The organism is Alcanivorax sp. 97CO-5, from assembly GCF_000524665.1.
In the GTDB taxonomy this organism is placed as follows: Bacteria; Pseudomonadota; Gammaproteobacteria; order Pseudomonadales; family Alcanivoracaceae; genus Alcanivorax; species Alcanivorax borkumensis.
Genome location: NZ_KI965908.1, coordinates 1 through 13,233 on the forward strand (window position 1 = coordinate 1; position 13,233 = coordinate 13,233).

Below are 13,233 nucleotides of genomic sequence, written 5' to 3' on the forward strand. Positions count from 1 at the left end.
TGTCAGATTTGGTCTGAACTAATACACCCCAACCATTAAGTGCGTTGTTTGAGCAGCAGCAACCAGAGGGGCTTGGGCTTAGCGGGAAGGTATTGGCTGGCCATTAGCAATGGGGGCGCCGCGTGCAACTCCAATAATAAAGAGCCGCTGGCACTCTTTCAGTCAGGGGGAAGCTTTCCCCGGTGTTTTCAGTTGGATATCTGCCTGCCAGTGCTTCAACTTCTGGGTCATGGAAGGTTGGGCCGTCTCTTCTTGCAATTCCAATGCCCGCCTCTGGAGCCGGTTTTCGGCGTTTTTCGTGCTTCCGGTACTGTCTTTTTTCAGGTCGGTCTGGGGGATGCGGCTTAGGCCGTCATAATCCAGCCCATACTGGTAATCCTGTTCATACACATCGTTCCCACGGATGTAATCGTAGCGCTCCCCATAAGCCGGAGGGGTGTGGCAGCGAATGCCAGCAGTGACCCTGCAGCCAGTACGGTCCGTTGCCATTCTCTGTGCGGCATGGGGCTCTCCAGTTAGGCAAGCTAGTGAGTGAGGCAGGCTTGTTACAGGTTTGCTAGTTCGTTAGTTATTTCCTATCGCTTCAATGAAAGCATCCAAATTTACCAATCGCCATAAAGGCCCCATTCTTGTTCTCGACGAAAACATTAACGCAATCGTTTTACCGATAACTTAGGGAGTCTTGGACACATGGCACTGATCAACAGCGAAATCCAACCGTTCAACGCCACCGCATTCAAGCAGGGCGAATTTGTAGACATTTCAGAAGCGGATGTTAAGGGAAAGTGGGCGATCTTCTTTTTCTATCCCGCCGACTTCACCTTTGTTTGCCCTACTGAGTTGGGCGATGTGGCCGACAAGTATGAAGAGCTGCAGAAAATGGGCGTAGAAGTCTTCTCTGTATCCACCGATACCCACTTCACCCACAAAGCATGGCACGACACCTCCGACACCATCGGCAAGATTAATTACTTCATGGTGGGAGACCAGACCGGCAACATCACCAATAACTTTGGTGTAATGCGTGAAGGCCAAGGCCTGGCTGACCGCGCTACCTTCCTGATTGATCCAGATGGTGTAATCCAGGCAATGGAAATTACAGCTGAAGGTATCGGCCGTGATGCGGACGATCTGCTGCGCAAGGTAAAAGCGGCCCAGTATGTTCGCAACAACCCTGGCGAAGTTTGCCCGGCGAAATGGAAAGAAGGTGAAGCCACTCTTGCCCCGTCTCTGGACTTGGTCGGCAAGATCTAATCTCGCTTCCGATTGTAACAACCCTAGCGACAGTGCCGGGGTTGTTACCCCTTGAATGCTTAAGTTAATGAACACTCTATTTATAGTGAGGGGATACCCATGCTCACGAATGAAATTTTGCAGGCTCTTAAGGGCTACGCCGCCAACATGCAGAAGAAAGTCTCTTTTGTGCTGCAAAGCGGATCCCATGACAAACGCGAGGAACTGGTAACGTTTCTTTCCAGTATCGCGGGTGTCAGTGACAATCTCGCGTTCGAAGAACGGGATCTGGGTGACAGGCTCCGTAGTCCAATCAGTTTTCTGTTAGAAGCCGATGGTGAAGACACCGGTATCCGTTTCTCCGGTATTCCCGCAGGCCATGAATTCAATTCCTTGGTGTTAGCGTTTCTACATGCATCTGGGACCGAAATTAAACTGGACGCGGGTCTTCAGCGCATGGTGGCTAAGGCCAAAGGCGACATGCATTTTGAAGTGTTTATTAGCCTGAGCTGCCATAACTGCCCAGATGTGGTTCAGGCGCTGAATCAGTTCGCCTTGTTGAACCCCAATATCCGTACGGAAATGATCGACGGGGGGTTGTTTCAGGATGTGGTCAGTGACAGGAACATTCAGGGTGTGCCCAGCGTTTACTTGAACGGCGAGTTGTTCGCCAATGGCAAGGTTACCGCCGCTGAGTTGATCGATAAGCTGTTGGCCTACGACCCAAGCCTCGCTGAAGCCGGTGTCGGAGAAAAACTGCCATTGCAGGACGTTACCGTTATCGGGGGCGGCCCGGCGGGTGTTTCCGCCGCAATTTACAGCGCCCGTAAAGGTTTGAAGGTCACCCTGATCGCCGATCGTATTGGTGGGCAGGTGAAAGACACCATGGATATCGAAAACCTGATCTCCGTAAAGAAAACCACCGGCCCGGAACTGTCTGGTGCGCTGCAGGCGCATATGAGCGAATACGATGTGACAGTAAAAGAGCATCTGAGAGTGGCTCGTGTGGAGAAAGGCGATATTAAGACCGTGGTTTTGTCTTCCGGTGAAGCTATCGACACCAAGACGATTATCGTGGCCACCGGCGCCAAGTGGCGCGAACTGGGTGTGCCTGGTGAAAAGGAAAATATCGGCAATGGTGTGGCTTACTGCCCACACTGTGATGGTCCCTTCTTCAAGGGCAAGGATGTCGCTGTCATTGGTGGTGGCAACTCTGGCATCGAAGCTGCGCTGGATTTGGCCGGTATCGTTAAATCAGTGAATGTATTCGAGTTCATGCCAGAGCTGAAAGCGGACAAGGTGCTGGTGGACAAGGCTGAAGCCAAAGCCAACATTACCATTCACCGGAACGTGGCAACCAATCAGATAATGGCCAGTAACGGCAAGGTAGATGCCATTGAATACATTGACCGTGATACTGAGCAATTACATCGACTGCCCTTGCATGGGGTGTTTGTGCAGATCGGACTGGTGCCCAATAGTGACTTTCTAGAAGGGGTGGTTGAGCGTAGTCGGTTTGGAGAAATTGAAATCAACGAGAAGTGCCAGACATCGCAAGAGGGAATTTATGCGGCTGGTGATGTGACCACCGTGCCGTACAAACAGATTGTTATTAGTATGGGCGAAGGCTCCAAGGCTTCCCTGGCTGCTTTTGAATACCTGCTGACACAGAGCGATCGTCTTGATGCCCTGTATGAAAATGACAAGGATGTGCAGAAGGTCGCAGCGGTTGCCTGACCCCAGCGCTAAAAGAGAAAGTCACGGGCATACATAGCGGAAAACGGTACCTTATATTTGCCGCAATCGCTTGCCCTAGCCAGTGCTACCGGCATGGCGCTCAGTAGTGTGGCCTTCTGTGCTGAAGTTGGTAGCTTGTACCTAGGCTTTCTCTGGGCGATGGTTTCATCACTGAGGCGGCTGTCATGTCTGCTGGTCTCGCTGCCTGGGTTTTGATATGAGTGAAAGGGATTAGGGGCGGCGCAGCGCAGACATCAAATGCGCCGCCTAAATTTACTCCAATGTGTCCGTTCCGTTAGTAAATTTTGAGAGCGTGAATTGTTGTTAACATAAAACAGGGGGCAGATATGAGCAGAGCTAAAACTGCGGAACGCAGAATGCAATATTCCAGCAACCGGGGCGGGGCCCGCCATGCGGTGCGTTATGTGGAAAGTTCGACTCCGCCTGAAGGGGAGTGCATGCTCTGCGTTGGCTCACTGGCGGATTCGCCGCCGGTAACGTTTGTTGGCCCGGTAGGCGACAGCCGGCCCTTGCCGATGCAGCGTTCTGATGACGAATAGGCTGTCTTGTTCAGGCGAGCAGCGATCTCGAGTTATCATGGGGCATTAAGCTTAAGCTAGGGTGTTGCTTCGGTGTCCAGTAATACTGAATCTGTGGCAAACAATAAAGTAAGCAGAGCAAGTGAATATTGTTATGAATGAAATGGAACAGGCGGAAGACGAATTTGCCCAGAAGGCAATGGTTGAAGCGGTGGAGAATCAGATCGCTGACGGTCATCCCCGCGAGGCCGGCATGGTGATGATGGCGTTGACAAAAAATGGCCTGGACCATGATGAAGCACTGGAAAAAATGGCTGATGTGTTGGCCGTCCATGTAGCTGCAACCATGGAAGACGAAACGCCATTTGATATTAATGCTTACGCTCGCGATTTGCTGCAGCTGGCCAAGGGATAGGCAAGCGTAGTTATAGGGCGAGCACCGTCGCTGTGGCTAGGGGCGTTTAATTATACGCGCCTGCCGAGTACGTCAGCTCGTAACTATGGCTATAGATTTCAAGAATGTTTCCGAAAGGGTCTTCCATGTACACCATGCGGTAAGGCTTCTCGCCAGGGAAGTATTCTCTTACTGGCATTCGCTGTTTGCCTCCTGCGGCCACAATTTTTTCTGCTAGGCCTTCCACATCGGGGTCCTGAACGCAGAAATGGAACACGCCAGTTTTCCAATACTCAAAATTGTTTTCCGGCTTTTCAACATGGTTGAATTCGAAAATCTCCACACCAATACGGTCTCCGGTGGAAAGGTGGGCAATGCGTAATGATGTCCAGCCCTTTCCGAATACGTCGGTGCACATCAGGCCGATAGCACTGTTATCTTCGGTGATGGCAGTGGGGGGCATAATTAAATACCAGCCAAGCACCTGGGTGTAGAAGCGTACGGCGGCATCTAGGTCGGTAACGGATAGGCCGATGTGGGAAAAGTTGCGAGGGTAGGGCTGGTTCATGGTGGGGCCTCATGGCTGGTGGCGATTGCGGCTACGGCATGAGGAAAGCCTAAAAGGGTTGTGTTATAAGATAAATGGAGCTCATCTTATTGCCTCGATAAGGTTTACTTATGATCAGCCCTCAATGGTTGCGTTCTTTTGTGGTGTTAGCGGAGCGGGGCAGTTTCACTCGTACGGCAGACCAGCTGGGGCTGACTCAGGCGGCGGTCAGCCAGCATATTCGACACCTGGAAGAGACCTTGGGGCCGCTGTTGATTCGCCGGCCTCGCCAGATTGAGCTGACGCCGGCAGGTCAGGCACTGCTGATGTATTGCGCAGACCTGGAGCAGGCAGAAAAACGGCTAAATTTGCGCTTGTCCGGGGAGGATGATCGGCAGGGTGAAATCAGCCTGATCAGCCCCGGCAGCATTGGTTTGTCTCTGTATCCTTTGCTGCTGGATTTGCAGGCCTTATACCCTGGTTTGACGATGCGTCATCGTTTTGCTCCCGATCATGATGTTCTTAAGGCTGTGGGAAATAATGACTTCGAGTTAGGTCTGGTTACCATCAAGCCAGACGACCCGCGACTGGCGGCGTGTCTTTTTGCGCAGGAGCCACTGGATTTGGTCGTACCAGCTAAAGTTATGGTGAGTTGTTGGGAAGATCTTGAAAACCTAGGGTTTATTGATCACCCGGATGGGCAGGCCATGGCGTCACGGCTATTGAGCAGAGTCTTTCCGGGAAATCGCGGCATTCGCAGCATTGCGTGCAAGGGGTTTGTGAATCAGATTGGTTTGATTCTGGATCCAGTGGCGCGGGGGTTCGGTTTTACAGTGCTTCCACGCTATGCCCGCGAAGCCTATGCCTGGCCTGATGCAATTCGGGTGGTGGAAATGGACCCTCGTGTGGTCGATTCATTGTGGCTGATTTATCGTGCGCAATGGACGCTGTCGGCCCGCGCCCGGTTTGTGGCGAGCGAGTTGGCTTCCCGTTTAACGGGGAAGACGCTGGAGCTGGTGTAGCGGTGTCAGGCAAGCTTGGCGATTGCGACTAGGGTCGAATGCAAGTGGCCTGCCTCTTCCTCTATAGTCAGGGCTGCCATTGACCTGCCAGGAGTTGCTTCATGCCCTTCCAGCCTTATGCCGATCTCGGCCAGCATATCACCCGTATTGATACCGCCTTGATGCGCGATGGGCTGGCGGCCTGTTATCTGCTCCAGGACGGTGATGAGTACGCCATCATCGAGACGGGCACGCATAATACCGTACCGATTATTCTCACCCTGCTGGAACAGCGGGAGATCGAGCGTGAACAGGTCAAGTTCGTGATTCCCACCCATGTGCATCTTGACCATGCGGGGGGCGTAGGAGGGTTGATGCAGGCGTTGCCGGTCGCCACCTTGTTGATTCATCCCCGTGGCGCCCGGCACATGATTGACCCTTCCAAGCTCAAGGCGGGGGCCATCGCGGTATACGGTGAAGACGCCTTTGCCAAAACCTATGGCGATGTGATTCCCGTGCAGGCTGACCGTGTGCGAGAGATGAACGAAGGTGACCATGTTCTGGTCGGTGACCGGCGCCTGGACTTTTACGATACCCCAGGCCATGCCCGTCACCATTTCTGTGTTTTTGATTCGCTCTCTTGCGGTATTTTTACCGGTGATACCTTTGGTTTGTCTTACCCGCCACTGACTACCGAAAAAGGTCCCTTCATTTTGCCCACCACCACCCCGGTGCAGTTCGATCCGGACGCATTGAAACTGTCGATTCGTAAATTACTGGCACTGAATCCCAAGCGCATGTTCCTGACCCATTACGGTGTGCTGGAGACGCCTCAGGAGCCGGGGGAGCGTTTACTGGCTATGGTGGATGATTACGTGGCATTGGCAAAAAAAGCGGCACCGGGCGATGACGCGACCTTGCTGCAACGGCTGGAGGCGGCGATGCGAGAGTATATGTTCGACAAAGCCCGTGACCATGGTGTGTCGCTATCGGATGAAGCCCTGCAAGATGCGTTGGGGTTTGATATTAATCTCAACAGCCAGGGGTTGATGGTATGGCTTGGGCAGCAAGCGGATTGATTCATTCAGCTGAAAAAATGGATCGCATGATTGCCCTTGTTCACTTGCACGCTGCTGGCCATAGTAGCGGCATTGATTCTCTTTAGGAGCCCGCATGTCTGACGATACCTACACCCCGCCTCGGGTCTGGAAATGGGACCAGGAAAACGGTGGCAAATTCGCCAATATTAATCGTCCTATTGCCGGCCCCACCCACGACCAAGCACTGCCGGTTGGTGAGCACCCTTTGCAGCTTTATTCGCTAGCCACCCCCAACGGGGTGAAAGTCACCGTGATGCTGGAAGAACTGCTGGAAAAGGGGCACACCGGTGCGCAGTACGATGCTTGGATGATCAAGATTACGGAGGGTGATCAGTTCGGCAGTGGCTTTGTGGAGGTGAATCCAAATTCCAAGATTCCCGCGCTGATGGACCATAGCGTCAATCCGCCCCAGCGGGTGTTCGAGTCCGGCAGTATTCTGCTTTATTTGGCGGAAAAGTTTGGTGCCTTTTTGCCCAGGGAGCTGGCAACCCGCACCGAAACCCTGAGCTGGCTGTTCTGGCAGATGGGCAGTGCGCCGCTACTGGGGGGCGGTTTCGGCCATTTCTATGCCTACGCGCCGGAAAAGTATCAATACCCCATCGACCGTTACACCATGGAGATCAAGCGTCAGCTGGATGTATTGGACCGGCGTTTGGCGGATAACGAATACCTGGCCGGTGATGAATACACCATCGCGGATATGGCGGTGTGGCCCTGGTACGGCGCTCTGGTGACTAACAAAGTGTATGAAGCGGCGGAGTTTATTGAAGCCCACACTTACACCAATGTACTGCGCTGGACTAACCAAATCGGTGAGCGTCCGGCAGTAAAGCGTGGCCTCATGGTGAACCGGGCCTGGGGCGAGCCGTCCAGCCAGTTGCATGAGCGTCACGATGCTAGCGACTTCGAGTTGAAAACGCAGGACAAAGTGCAGGGCTGATGGTGTTCATCGAGCGCTGAATGTCGGATTACGCTCAGCTGTAATCCGACAGAATGCTAAGACGCTGCCTCGTTCAGGTGCCACAAAAAGTCTGGTGGACTTGCTCGCAGGGTGCGGCGGGTTGCCGATAACGGTCATTACTGTCCCGGTCCGCATAGGGGGCGGAGAGTGCTTGCAGCAAGGCATGGGTGGGTGTCATATCGTTATCCTCGCTGGCCGCCTGGAGGGCTTGCTCCACCAAGTGGTTGCGTGGAATCACCGCCGGGTTGTGATTACGCATCAGGCACAACGATGAGGCCAGTGGTTTGCTGTTGCGGGCCAGCCGAGCCCGCCACCGTTGGTGCCAGTGCTGGAACGCTTCGCTTTGGTATTGCTCGCCATCAGGCAGGCCGTCCTGGATTAGATCACGGAAGGTATTGGTGTAGTCCGCGTTCTGCGCATGCATCCAGGTGAGCAAATCGGCAATCAGCGTATCGTCCTCGGTTTCGCTGCCGAACAACCCCAGCTTCTTGTTCATCATGGCGCGCCACTTTTCTTCGTAACGCAGGCTAAATGATTTTAGTGATGTGGTGGCTTTTTCGATCGCGATGTCTGTGTTGTCGTCCATCATTCTGAGCAGCGTTTCCGCAAAGCGGCCCAGGTTCCACTGGGTAATGCTGGGTTGGTTACCATAGGCATAGCGGCCCTGGTGGTCGATGGAGCTGAACACCGTGTTCGGGTCAAAGCGATCCATAAAAGCACAAGGGCCAAAATCGATACTCTCGCCGGATAGGGTTACGTTGTCGGTGTTGAGCACACCGTGAATAAAACCTACCCGCATCCAGTCGACCACCAAGTCTATTTGCCGATCCATCACGGCTTCGAATAGAGCCAAGGCTTTATTCTCTGCCCCTTCCAAGGAGGGGTAATGGCGCGCGATGGTGTAATCCACCAGTTTTTCCAGCAACACAGGGTCTTGTTGTCCGGCGGCGTACTGGAAGGTGCCGACACGAATATGTGATGCCGCCACCCGGGTCAGGATGGCCCCGGGAAGCAGGGTGTCCCGGCGCACTCTGTCGCCGGTGCGGGTAACGGCCAGGCTGCGAGTGGTAGCAATATTCAGCGCGTGGAGCGCTTCGCTGACAATGTATTCGCGCAACATGGGGCCAAGGGCTGCACGGCCATCGCCACCTCGGGAAAAAGGAGTGCGGCCGGCGCCTTTAAGCTGGATGTCATGGCGTTGCCCGTGGCCATCCAGCTGCTCACCCAGCAGAACAGCGCGGCCATCGCCGAGCATGGTCAGGCTGCCAAACTGGTGGCCCGCATAAGCCTGGGCGATGGGTTCACTGCCTGCCAGTAATTCATTGCCACTGAAAAATTCGGGGTGCTCCGACAGGGCTTCGCTATCCAGCCCCAGCTCTTGGGCTAGATTATCGTTGAACAAGACAAAGGCGGGTGTACTGACCGGTTGCGGGAGGCAATCTGAGAATAGGGCCTCGGGCAGCCGACGGTAGGTGTTGTCGAAACGGAAGCCGAACGCGCTTGGCATGCAATATCCTGAATGGTGGCAGTAATGTGGTCGCCTACAGAGTATCAGAGTCTGTACGGACGGGAGACCTTGCCGATTTGGTCGTTCGCCCAGCCTGTAGCATTTCACGGTGCTTTTCTTGGTGGGTCTGCGAGTTAACGGAACCGTGCGAGAACGTTTGCTAAGGGTTTTACTGTCCCCCTAGGTAAGGGCCTCTTGTCGTTCTGGGGCTTATTATTTTAAAGGGCAGCAGAGCGAATACCTGCCGAGATCAGATCCATAAATTGCTATAGATTAGATTTATAACAGCCAGGTTCCGGCGCATCCGTGATGTGGGTTTGGCGTGGAACTAAGGTGAGGATGGGAAAGGGGTAAAGCGCACCGCCGCCAGAATACATGGCGACGGTGTGTGAGGAGGAGGGGTTATTCTTGTGGGTTTACACACTCCGCCCGTGATGGCTCCTGTTTGCAGCGTACCTTAAGCAGCAGGGACATCATGTCTTTGCTGTAGACGCCTTTTTCAGTCAGCCCAATCCGCGCTTCGCGCATCATTTCGTCGTAGCGCAGCTTGCCTTCCTTAGAAATGCGAATCCACCAGCGCTCAGCGATTTCGTTGCTGGCGTTATCGATTAGCTTCATGGCGCGGTCAAACTGGCCGAACATAAAGGCGCGGGATTTCTCGCCAAAGCCTTCAGGGAATTTTTCATGTTTGAGGATAATCTGGGCGCTCAGCTGACCGAGCACATAATCCTGAAGGCCGCCATCGGGGGCCATGCCTTTATAAAGCTCAAGCGCAGAGTAGCCCATCACCGGGGCAAAGCAGACATCGACAGAGCCATTGTTAAAGCGAGTTGAGAAGTTGGTGATATCAGACATAACCGGGGACATGCCAACGCGGGAGGCCATGTGGGCTTGGGCGCTGTCATATTCTAGTACGGCGATGGATTTACCCGCCAGTTCTTCCACGGTGTCAATTTCACGGTCCTTGAGGAACAAGAAAGCGGCACCAAGCGGAACAATACCGCCCACTTCATACGGGCCGGCAACCAAATGTTTGTTGACGCTGGGGCTGTTGCTGGCAATCACAGCGATGACAGTTCTCATGGCGTCGTAGGTAGGAATAGCGCCGATGGAGTCCATGCTGCCAGTATATCGGTTGAACTGACGGCCACGGATACCGGTGAGAACGGCAGCATCACACTGGCCGGCTTTTAGGTCTTCGGAAGCGATTTTCTCATCGGTGTAAGGTTTCAGTTCAACATCTACGCCCCAAGCTACAGCGGCAGTTTTGTAGTCGCGCATGATATTAAAGGTGTCGCCATTGGCACCGATGAGATCAAAGACGCAGAAGCTGCGCTTGGTTAACGCCATGGCGTTGCCGCTTAGGGATAACATGGCTGCGGTGGCTAGGGCTACCAGCCCCATTCTTCTTTTCATGTAATGCTCTCCGAAAGTGAACTTATTATGCATGATCTGGTTGAACTACCAGTTTCATGGCATGCATTTTGTTGGCTAAAGTGGATACATGCTGTGCATAACGTGTAGTGGTCGAGGTATAGAAATGTTGCCACTGTATACAGCATGTTAACACCTGCGGAATTTGTTGTCGTGTATTTTGCGGTTGATCGAGGTTAAACATGGACCATTTGTCTCATTTAGCTTGCAAGTTTCTATGATATTGTCTCTAGGAGTGAACCCCTGCCATTCAATTAAGCGAAGGAGTTGCTTCGGTGGAATTTGATCCGTTCCTGTTGGCCCGGCTTCAGTTTGCCGCCAACATCAGCTTTCATATCTTGTTTCCTACTATCACCATAGGCCTGTGTTGGGTGCTCTTTTATTTCCGGTTGCGCTACACCTTCTCCGGAGATAAGGCTTGGGAATATGCCTATTTTTTCTGGGTGAAGATTTTTGCACTCAGTTTTGCATTGGGTGTGGTGTCCGGCATCACCATGAGTTTCCAGTTCGGCACTAACTGGCCAGGCTTTATGGAAAAGGCGGGGAACATTGCCGGGCCATTGCTAGGGTACGAAGTGCTGACCGCGTTTTTTCTTGAGGCCTCGTTTCTTGGCATCATGCTGTTCGGTAAAAACCGTGTCTCCAATCGCCTCCACCTGACGTCCTGTGCGTTAGTGGCTGTGGGCACCAGTTTTTCCGCATTTTGGATTCTCAGCCTTAATTCTTGGATGCAGACGCCAACAGGGTTCCGCTTGGAGGATGGCGTTTTTTACGTGGATAGCTGGTGGACGGCGATCTTTAATCCTTCGTTTCCCTATCGCCTGGCGCATATGTTTAATGCCTCTCTCCTTACCGCCGCGTTCCTGATTATGGGGGTTAGTGCCTGGCGGGCCATGCGCAGGGTCGATGGCCCAGCTACCTGGAAAGTGATGCGCACCGGCGCGGTGATGGCTGCGGTACTGGCTCCCTTGCAAGTCTGGATAGGCGATCTTCACGGCTTGAATACCCTAGAACACCAACCGGCAAAGATTGCCGCCATGGAAGGGGTATGGGAGACCGAGAGCAATGTCCCGCTGACCCTATTTGGATTCCCTGATGAGGAGCAGCGTACTACTCATATGGCCATTAAAGTGCCCGGCTTGGGCAGCCTTATCCTGACCCATGACTGGAATGGTGAACTGAAAGGGTTGAACGATTTTGAGGGCGACCATCCGCCAGTGGCGCCCGTGTTCTGGTCTTTTCGGGTCATGGTGGGCGTAGGGGTATTGATGGTGTTGGTCGGTTGGTGGGCCGCTTGGCGATTGTTCCGGCGACGTGATGAAAACCGGGATGCTCAAGTATGGTTATTGCGGGCCCTATCGGTGATGACATTTTCGGGCTGGGTGGCGGTCTTGGCTGGCTGGTATGTCACCGAGATTGGCCGCCAGCCGTGGATGGTCAGTGGCCTGATGCGAACCTCCGAGGTGGTAGCAGATCACAGTAGCGCCACGGTCATGGGCACGTTGTTTGGTTACGTATTGCTGTACGTCTTTCTATTGGTGTCTTACATCGCGGCATTGCGCTACATGGCCACCAAGCCGGCGCGCTCCTTGTCTCTGACCCCACAGCAGCGGGCTATGAAAGCTGAACGAGCCGACGATGAACAAGCAGAAGGAGAAGCGTGATGGATATTGGATATTGGCTTCCGTTGTTCTTTGCCGGCGCCATGGGGTTGGCGCTGCTGATTTATGTGGTGCTCGATGGCTATGACTTGGGCATCGGTTTGCTATTGCCGTTTGCCGATGAAGAAGAGAAAGATGTCATGGTGGCCGCCATTGGCCCGTTTTGGGATGCCAACGAAACCTGGATTGTATTGGGGGTTGGTATTTTACTAATTGCTTTTCCTCAGGCCCACGGGTTAGTGCTCACTTCTCTCTACTTGCCTGTAACGCTGATGTTGATGGGGCTGATACTTCGCGGTGTGTCGTTCGACTTCCGCGTTAAGGCTGGCGACAAACATAAGGGCAAATGGAACTCGCTATTTGCAGTGGGTTCGCTGGTCGCGTCAGTATCGCAGGGCTGGATGCTGGGTGCTTTTGTGACGGGGCTTACCGGGGATGCCACCAATATTATGTTCGCTATCCTGATCGCACTGGCGTTACCGGCACTTTACATCATGCTGGGTGCCTCTTGGTTGCTAATCAAGACGGAAGGCGCGTTGTTTAACAAGGCAGTGCGTTGGGGGCGGCGGGCAGTCTTGCCTATGGGCGGCTTTTTACTGCTTATTTCCGTTGCTACGCCCTTGGTCAGTGAAGCCATTGCAGACAAATGGTTCACTCTGCCAAACGCTATCGGCTTGATGCCCATTCCGATTGCTACCGCACTGGCTTATGCGGGGCTGATCTGGGTATTTAACAGCCGTAAGATTCTGGATAATGGTTATGGCTGGCTGGCGTTCTTGTCTCTGATTGTGATGTGTGTGCTGGCGAGTCTTGGCCTGGCCTACAGTTTATTTCCGGATATTGTGCTGGGTCGGTTGTCGATTTGGGAATCAGCTTCAGCCACGGAGTCGTTGTTGTTCACGTTCTGGGGAACGGTGATTACATTGCCGATGATTCTTGGCTATACGTTCTTCATTTATCGGGTGTTTCGTGGGAAGGCAACAGACCTTAGTTACGAGTAAATAAGGCAGGGCAGGCAGTGCCTCCTGCCTCCTGCGATTAAAAGGGCGCCTGCCGGCCACAACGGCTGCCAATTGGCAGGTTGATAAAATGAGCCTCACGTGAGGCTCATTTTTTTTG

General features: G+C 53.4%; 13 protein-coding genes. 9 read left to right on the top strand and 4 right to left on the bottom strand.

The window, feature by feature from the left end:
• Window positions 1-162 precede the first annotated feature (162 nt).
• A complete protein-coding gene (locus Y017_RS14120; RefSeq protein WP_011589706.1) occupies window positions 163-489 on the bottom strand; it encodes a hypothetical protein in 327 nt (108 codons plus the stop codon).
• 201 nt (window positions 490-690) lie between these two features.
• Here Y017_RS14120 and ahpC point away from each other — a divergent pair, with 201 nt between their 5' ends.
• The 4 genes from ahpC to Y017_RS14140 all read left to right on the top strand — a co-directional run bounded on the left by ahpC (window position 691) and on the right by Y017_RS14140 (window position 3,924).
• Complete coding sequence (gene ahpC, locus Y017_RS14125; RefSeq protein WP_011589705.1) at window positions 691-1,254, top strand: alkyl hydroperoxide reductase subunit C; 564 nt, start codon at window positions 691-693, stop codon at window positions 1,252-1,254.
• A gap of 99 nt (window positions 1,255-1,353) precedes the next feature.
• Window positions 1,354-2,970 carry an alkyl hydroperoxide reductase subunit F gene (ahpF, locus tag Y017_RS14130; RefSeq protein WP_011589704.1) on the top strand — a complete coding sequence of 539 codons (1,617 nt, stop codon included), beginning with the start codon at window positions 1,354-1,356 and terminating at the stop codon, window positions 2,968-2,970.
• Between the two features lie 347 nt (window positions 2,971-3,317).
• Window positions 3,318-3,530, top strand: coding sequence for a hypothetical protein (locus Y017_RS14135; RefSeq protein ID WP_035461637.1), 213 nt, complete (start codon window positions 3,318-3,320; stop codon window positions 3,528-3,530).
• Between the two features lie 121 nt (window positions 3,531-3,651).
• Entirely contained in the window at window positions 3,652-3,924 is a 273-nt protein-coding gene (locus Y017_RS14140) for a hypothetical protein (RefSeq protein ID WP_011589703.1), read from the top strand.
• Window positions 3,925-3,970: 46 nt separating this feature from the next.
• On the opposite strand, the gene Y017_RS14145 is transcribed toward Y017_RS14140, so the two are convergent.
• Entirely contained in the window at window positions 3,971-4,471 is a 501-nt protein-coding gene (locus Y017_RS14145; RefSeq protein WP_011589702.1) for a lactoylglutathione lyase family protein, read from the bottom strand.
• A gap of 110 nt (window positions 4,472-4,581) precedes the next feature.
• On the opposite strand from Y017_RS14145, the gene Y017_RS14150 reads away from it, so the two are divergent.
• From Y017_RS14150 to yghU, 3 genes are all read left to right on the top strand, one after another.
• Window positions 4,582-5,472 carry a LysR family transcriptional regulator gene (locus tag Y017_RS14150; protein ID WP_011589701.1) on the top strand — a complete coding sequence of 297 codons (891 nt, stop codon included), beginning with the start codon at window positions 4,582-4,584 and terminating at the stop codon, window positions 5,470-5,472.
• 101 nt (window positions 5,473-5,573) lie between these two features.
• Entirely contained in the window at window positions 5,574-6,530 is a 957-nt protein-coding gene (locus Y017_RS14155; protein ID WP_035461638.1) for an MBL fold metallo-hydrolase, read from the top strand.
• A gap of 94 nt (window positions 6,531-6,624) precedes the next feature.
• Entirely contained in the window at window positions 6,625-7,491 is an 867-nt protein-coding gene (gene yghU / locus Y017_RS14160; protein WP_011589699.1) for a glutathione-dependent disulfide-bond oxidoreductase, read from the top strand.
• Window positions 7,492-7,564: 73 nt separating this feature from the next.
• On the opposite strand, the gene Y017_RS14165 is transcribed toward yghU, so the two are convergent.
• Window positions 7,565-9,019 (bottom strand): YdiU family protein, encoded by a 1,455-nt coding sequence (locus Y017_RS14165; RefSeq protein WP_035461640.1) that lies wholly within the window; start codon window positions 9,017-9,019, stop codon window positions 7,565-7,567.
• 402 nt (window positions 9,020-9,421) lie between these two features.
• Window positions 9,422-10,435 carry a putative solute-binding protein gene (locus tag Y017_RS14170; protein ID WP_035461642.1) on the bottom strand — a complete coding sequence of 338 codons (1,014 nt, stop codon included), beginning with the start codon at window positions 10,433-10,435 and terminating at the stop codon, window positions 9,422-9,424.
• A 293-nt stretch (window positions 10,436-10,728) separates the two neighbouring features.
• Between Y017_RS14170 and Y017_RS14175 the strand changes: the two genes are divergently transcribed.
• Complete coding sequence (locus Y017_RS14175; RefSeq protein WP_011589696.1) at window positions 10,729-12,117, top strand: cytochrome ubiquinol oxidase subunit I; 1,389 nt, start codon at window positions 10,729-10,731, stop codon at window positions 12,115-12,117.
• Window positions 12,117-13,115: a cytochrome d ubiquinol oxidase subunit II gene (locus tag Y017_RS14180; RefSeq protein ID WP_035461647.1), complete on the top strand. Its 999-nt coding sequence runs from the start codon at window positions 12,117-12,119 to the stop codon at window positions 13,113-13,115. Before Y017_RS14175 ends, Y017_RS14180 begins: the two co-directional genes overlap by 1 nt.
• Window positions 13,116-13,233: the final 118 nt, after the last annotated feature.

Bases quoted from the DNA above. Each gene is read 5' to 3' on its own strand.
- Y017_RS14145 (WP_011589702.1), bottom strand. From the start codon at position 4,471: ATGAACCAGCCCTACCCTCGCAACTTTTCCCACATCGGCCTATCCGTT.
- yghU (WP_011589699.1), top strand. From the start codon at position 6,625: ATGTCTGACGATACCTACACCCCGCCTCGGGTCTGGAAATGGGACCAG.
- ahpC (WP_011589705.1), top strand. From the start codon at position 691: ATGGCACTGATCAACAGCGAAATCCAACCGTTCAACGCCACCGCATTC.
- Y017_RS14135 (WP_035461637.1), top strand. From the start codon at position 3,318: ATGAGCAGAGCTAAAACTGCGGAACGCAGAATGCAATATTCCAGCAAC.
- Y017_RS14165 (WP_035461640.1), bottom strand. From the start codon at position 9,019: ATGCCAAGCGCGTTCGGCTTCCGTTTCGACAACACCTACCGTCGGCTG.
- Y017_RS14180 (WP_035461647.1), top strand. From the start codon at position 12,117: ATGGATATTGGATATTGGCTTCCGTTGTTCTTTGCCGGCGCCATGGGG.
- Y017_RS14150 (WP_011589701.1), top strand. From the start codon at position 4,582: ATGATCAGCCCTCAATGGTTGCGTTCTTTTGTGGTGTTAGCGGAGCGG.
- Y017_RS14155 (WP_035461638.1), top strand. From the start codon at position 5,574: ATGCCCTTCCAGCCTTATGCCGATCTCGGCCAGCATATCACCCGTATT.
- ahpF (WP_011589704.1), top strand. From the start codon at position 1,354: ATGCTCACGAATGAAATTTTGCAGGCTCTTAAGGGCTACGCCGCCAAC.
- Y017_RS14170 (WP_035461642.1), bottom strand. From the start codon at position 10,435: ATGAAAAGAAGAATGGGGCTGGTAGCCCTAGCCACCGCAGCCATGTTA.
- Y017_RS14120 (WP_011589706.1), bottom strand. From the start codon at position 489: ATGGCAACGGACCGTACTGGCTGCAGGGTCACTGCTGGCATTCGCTGC.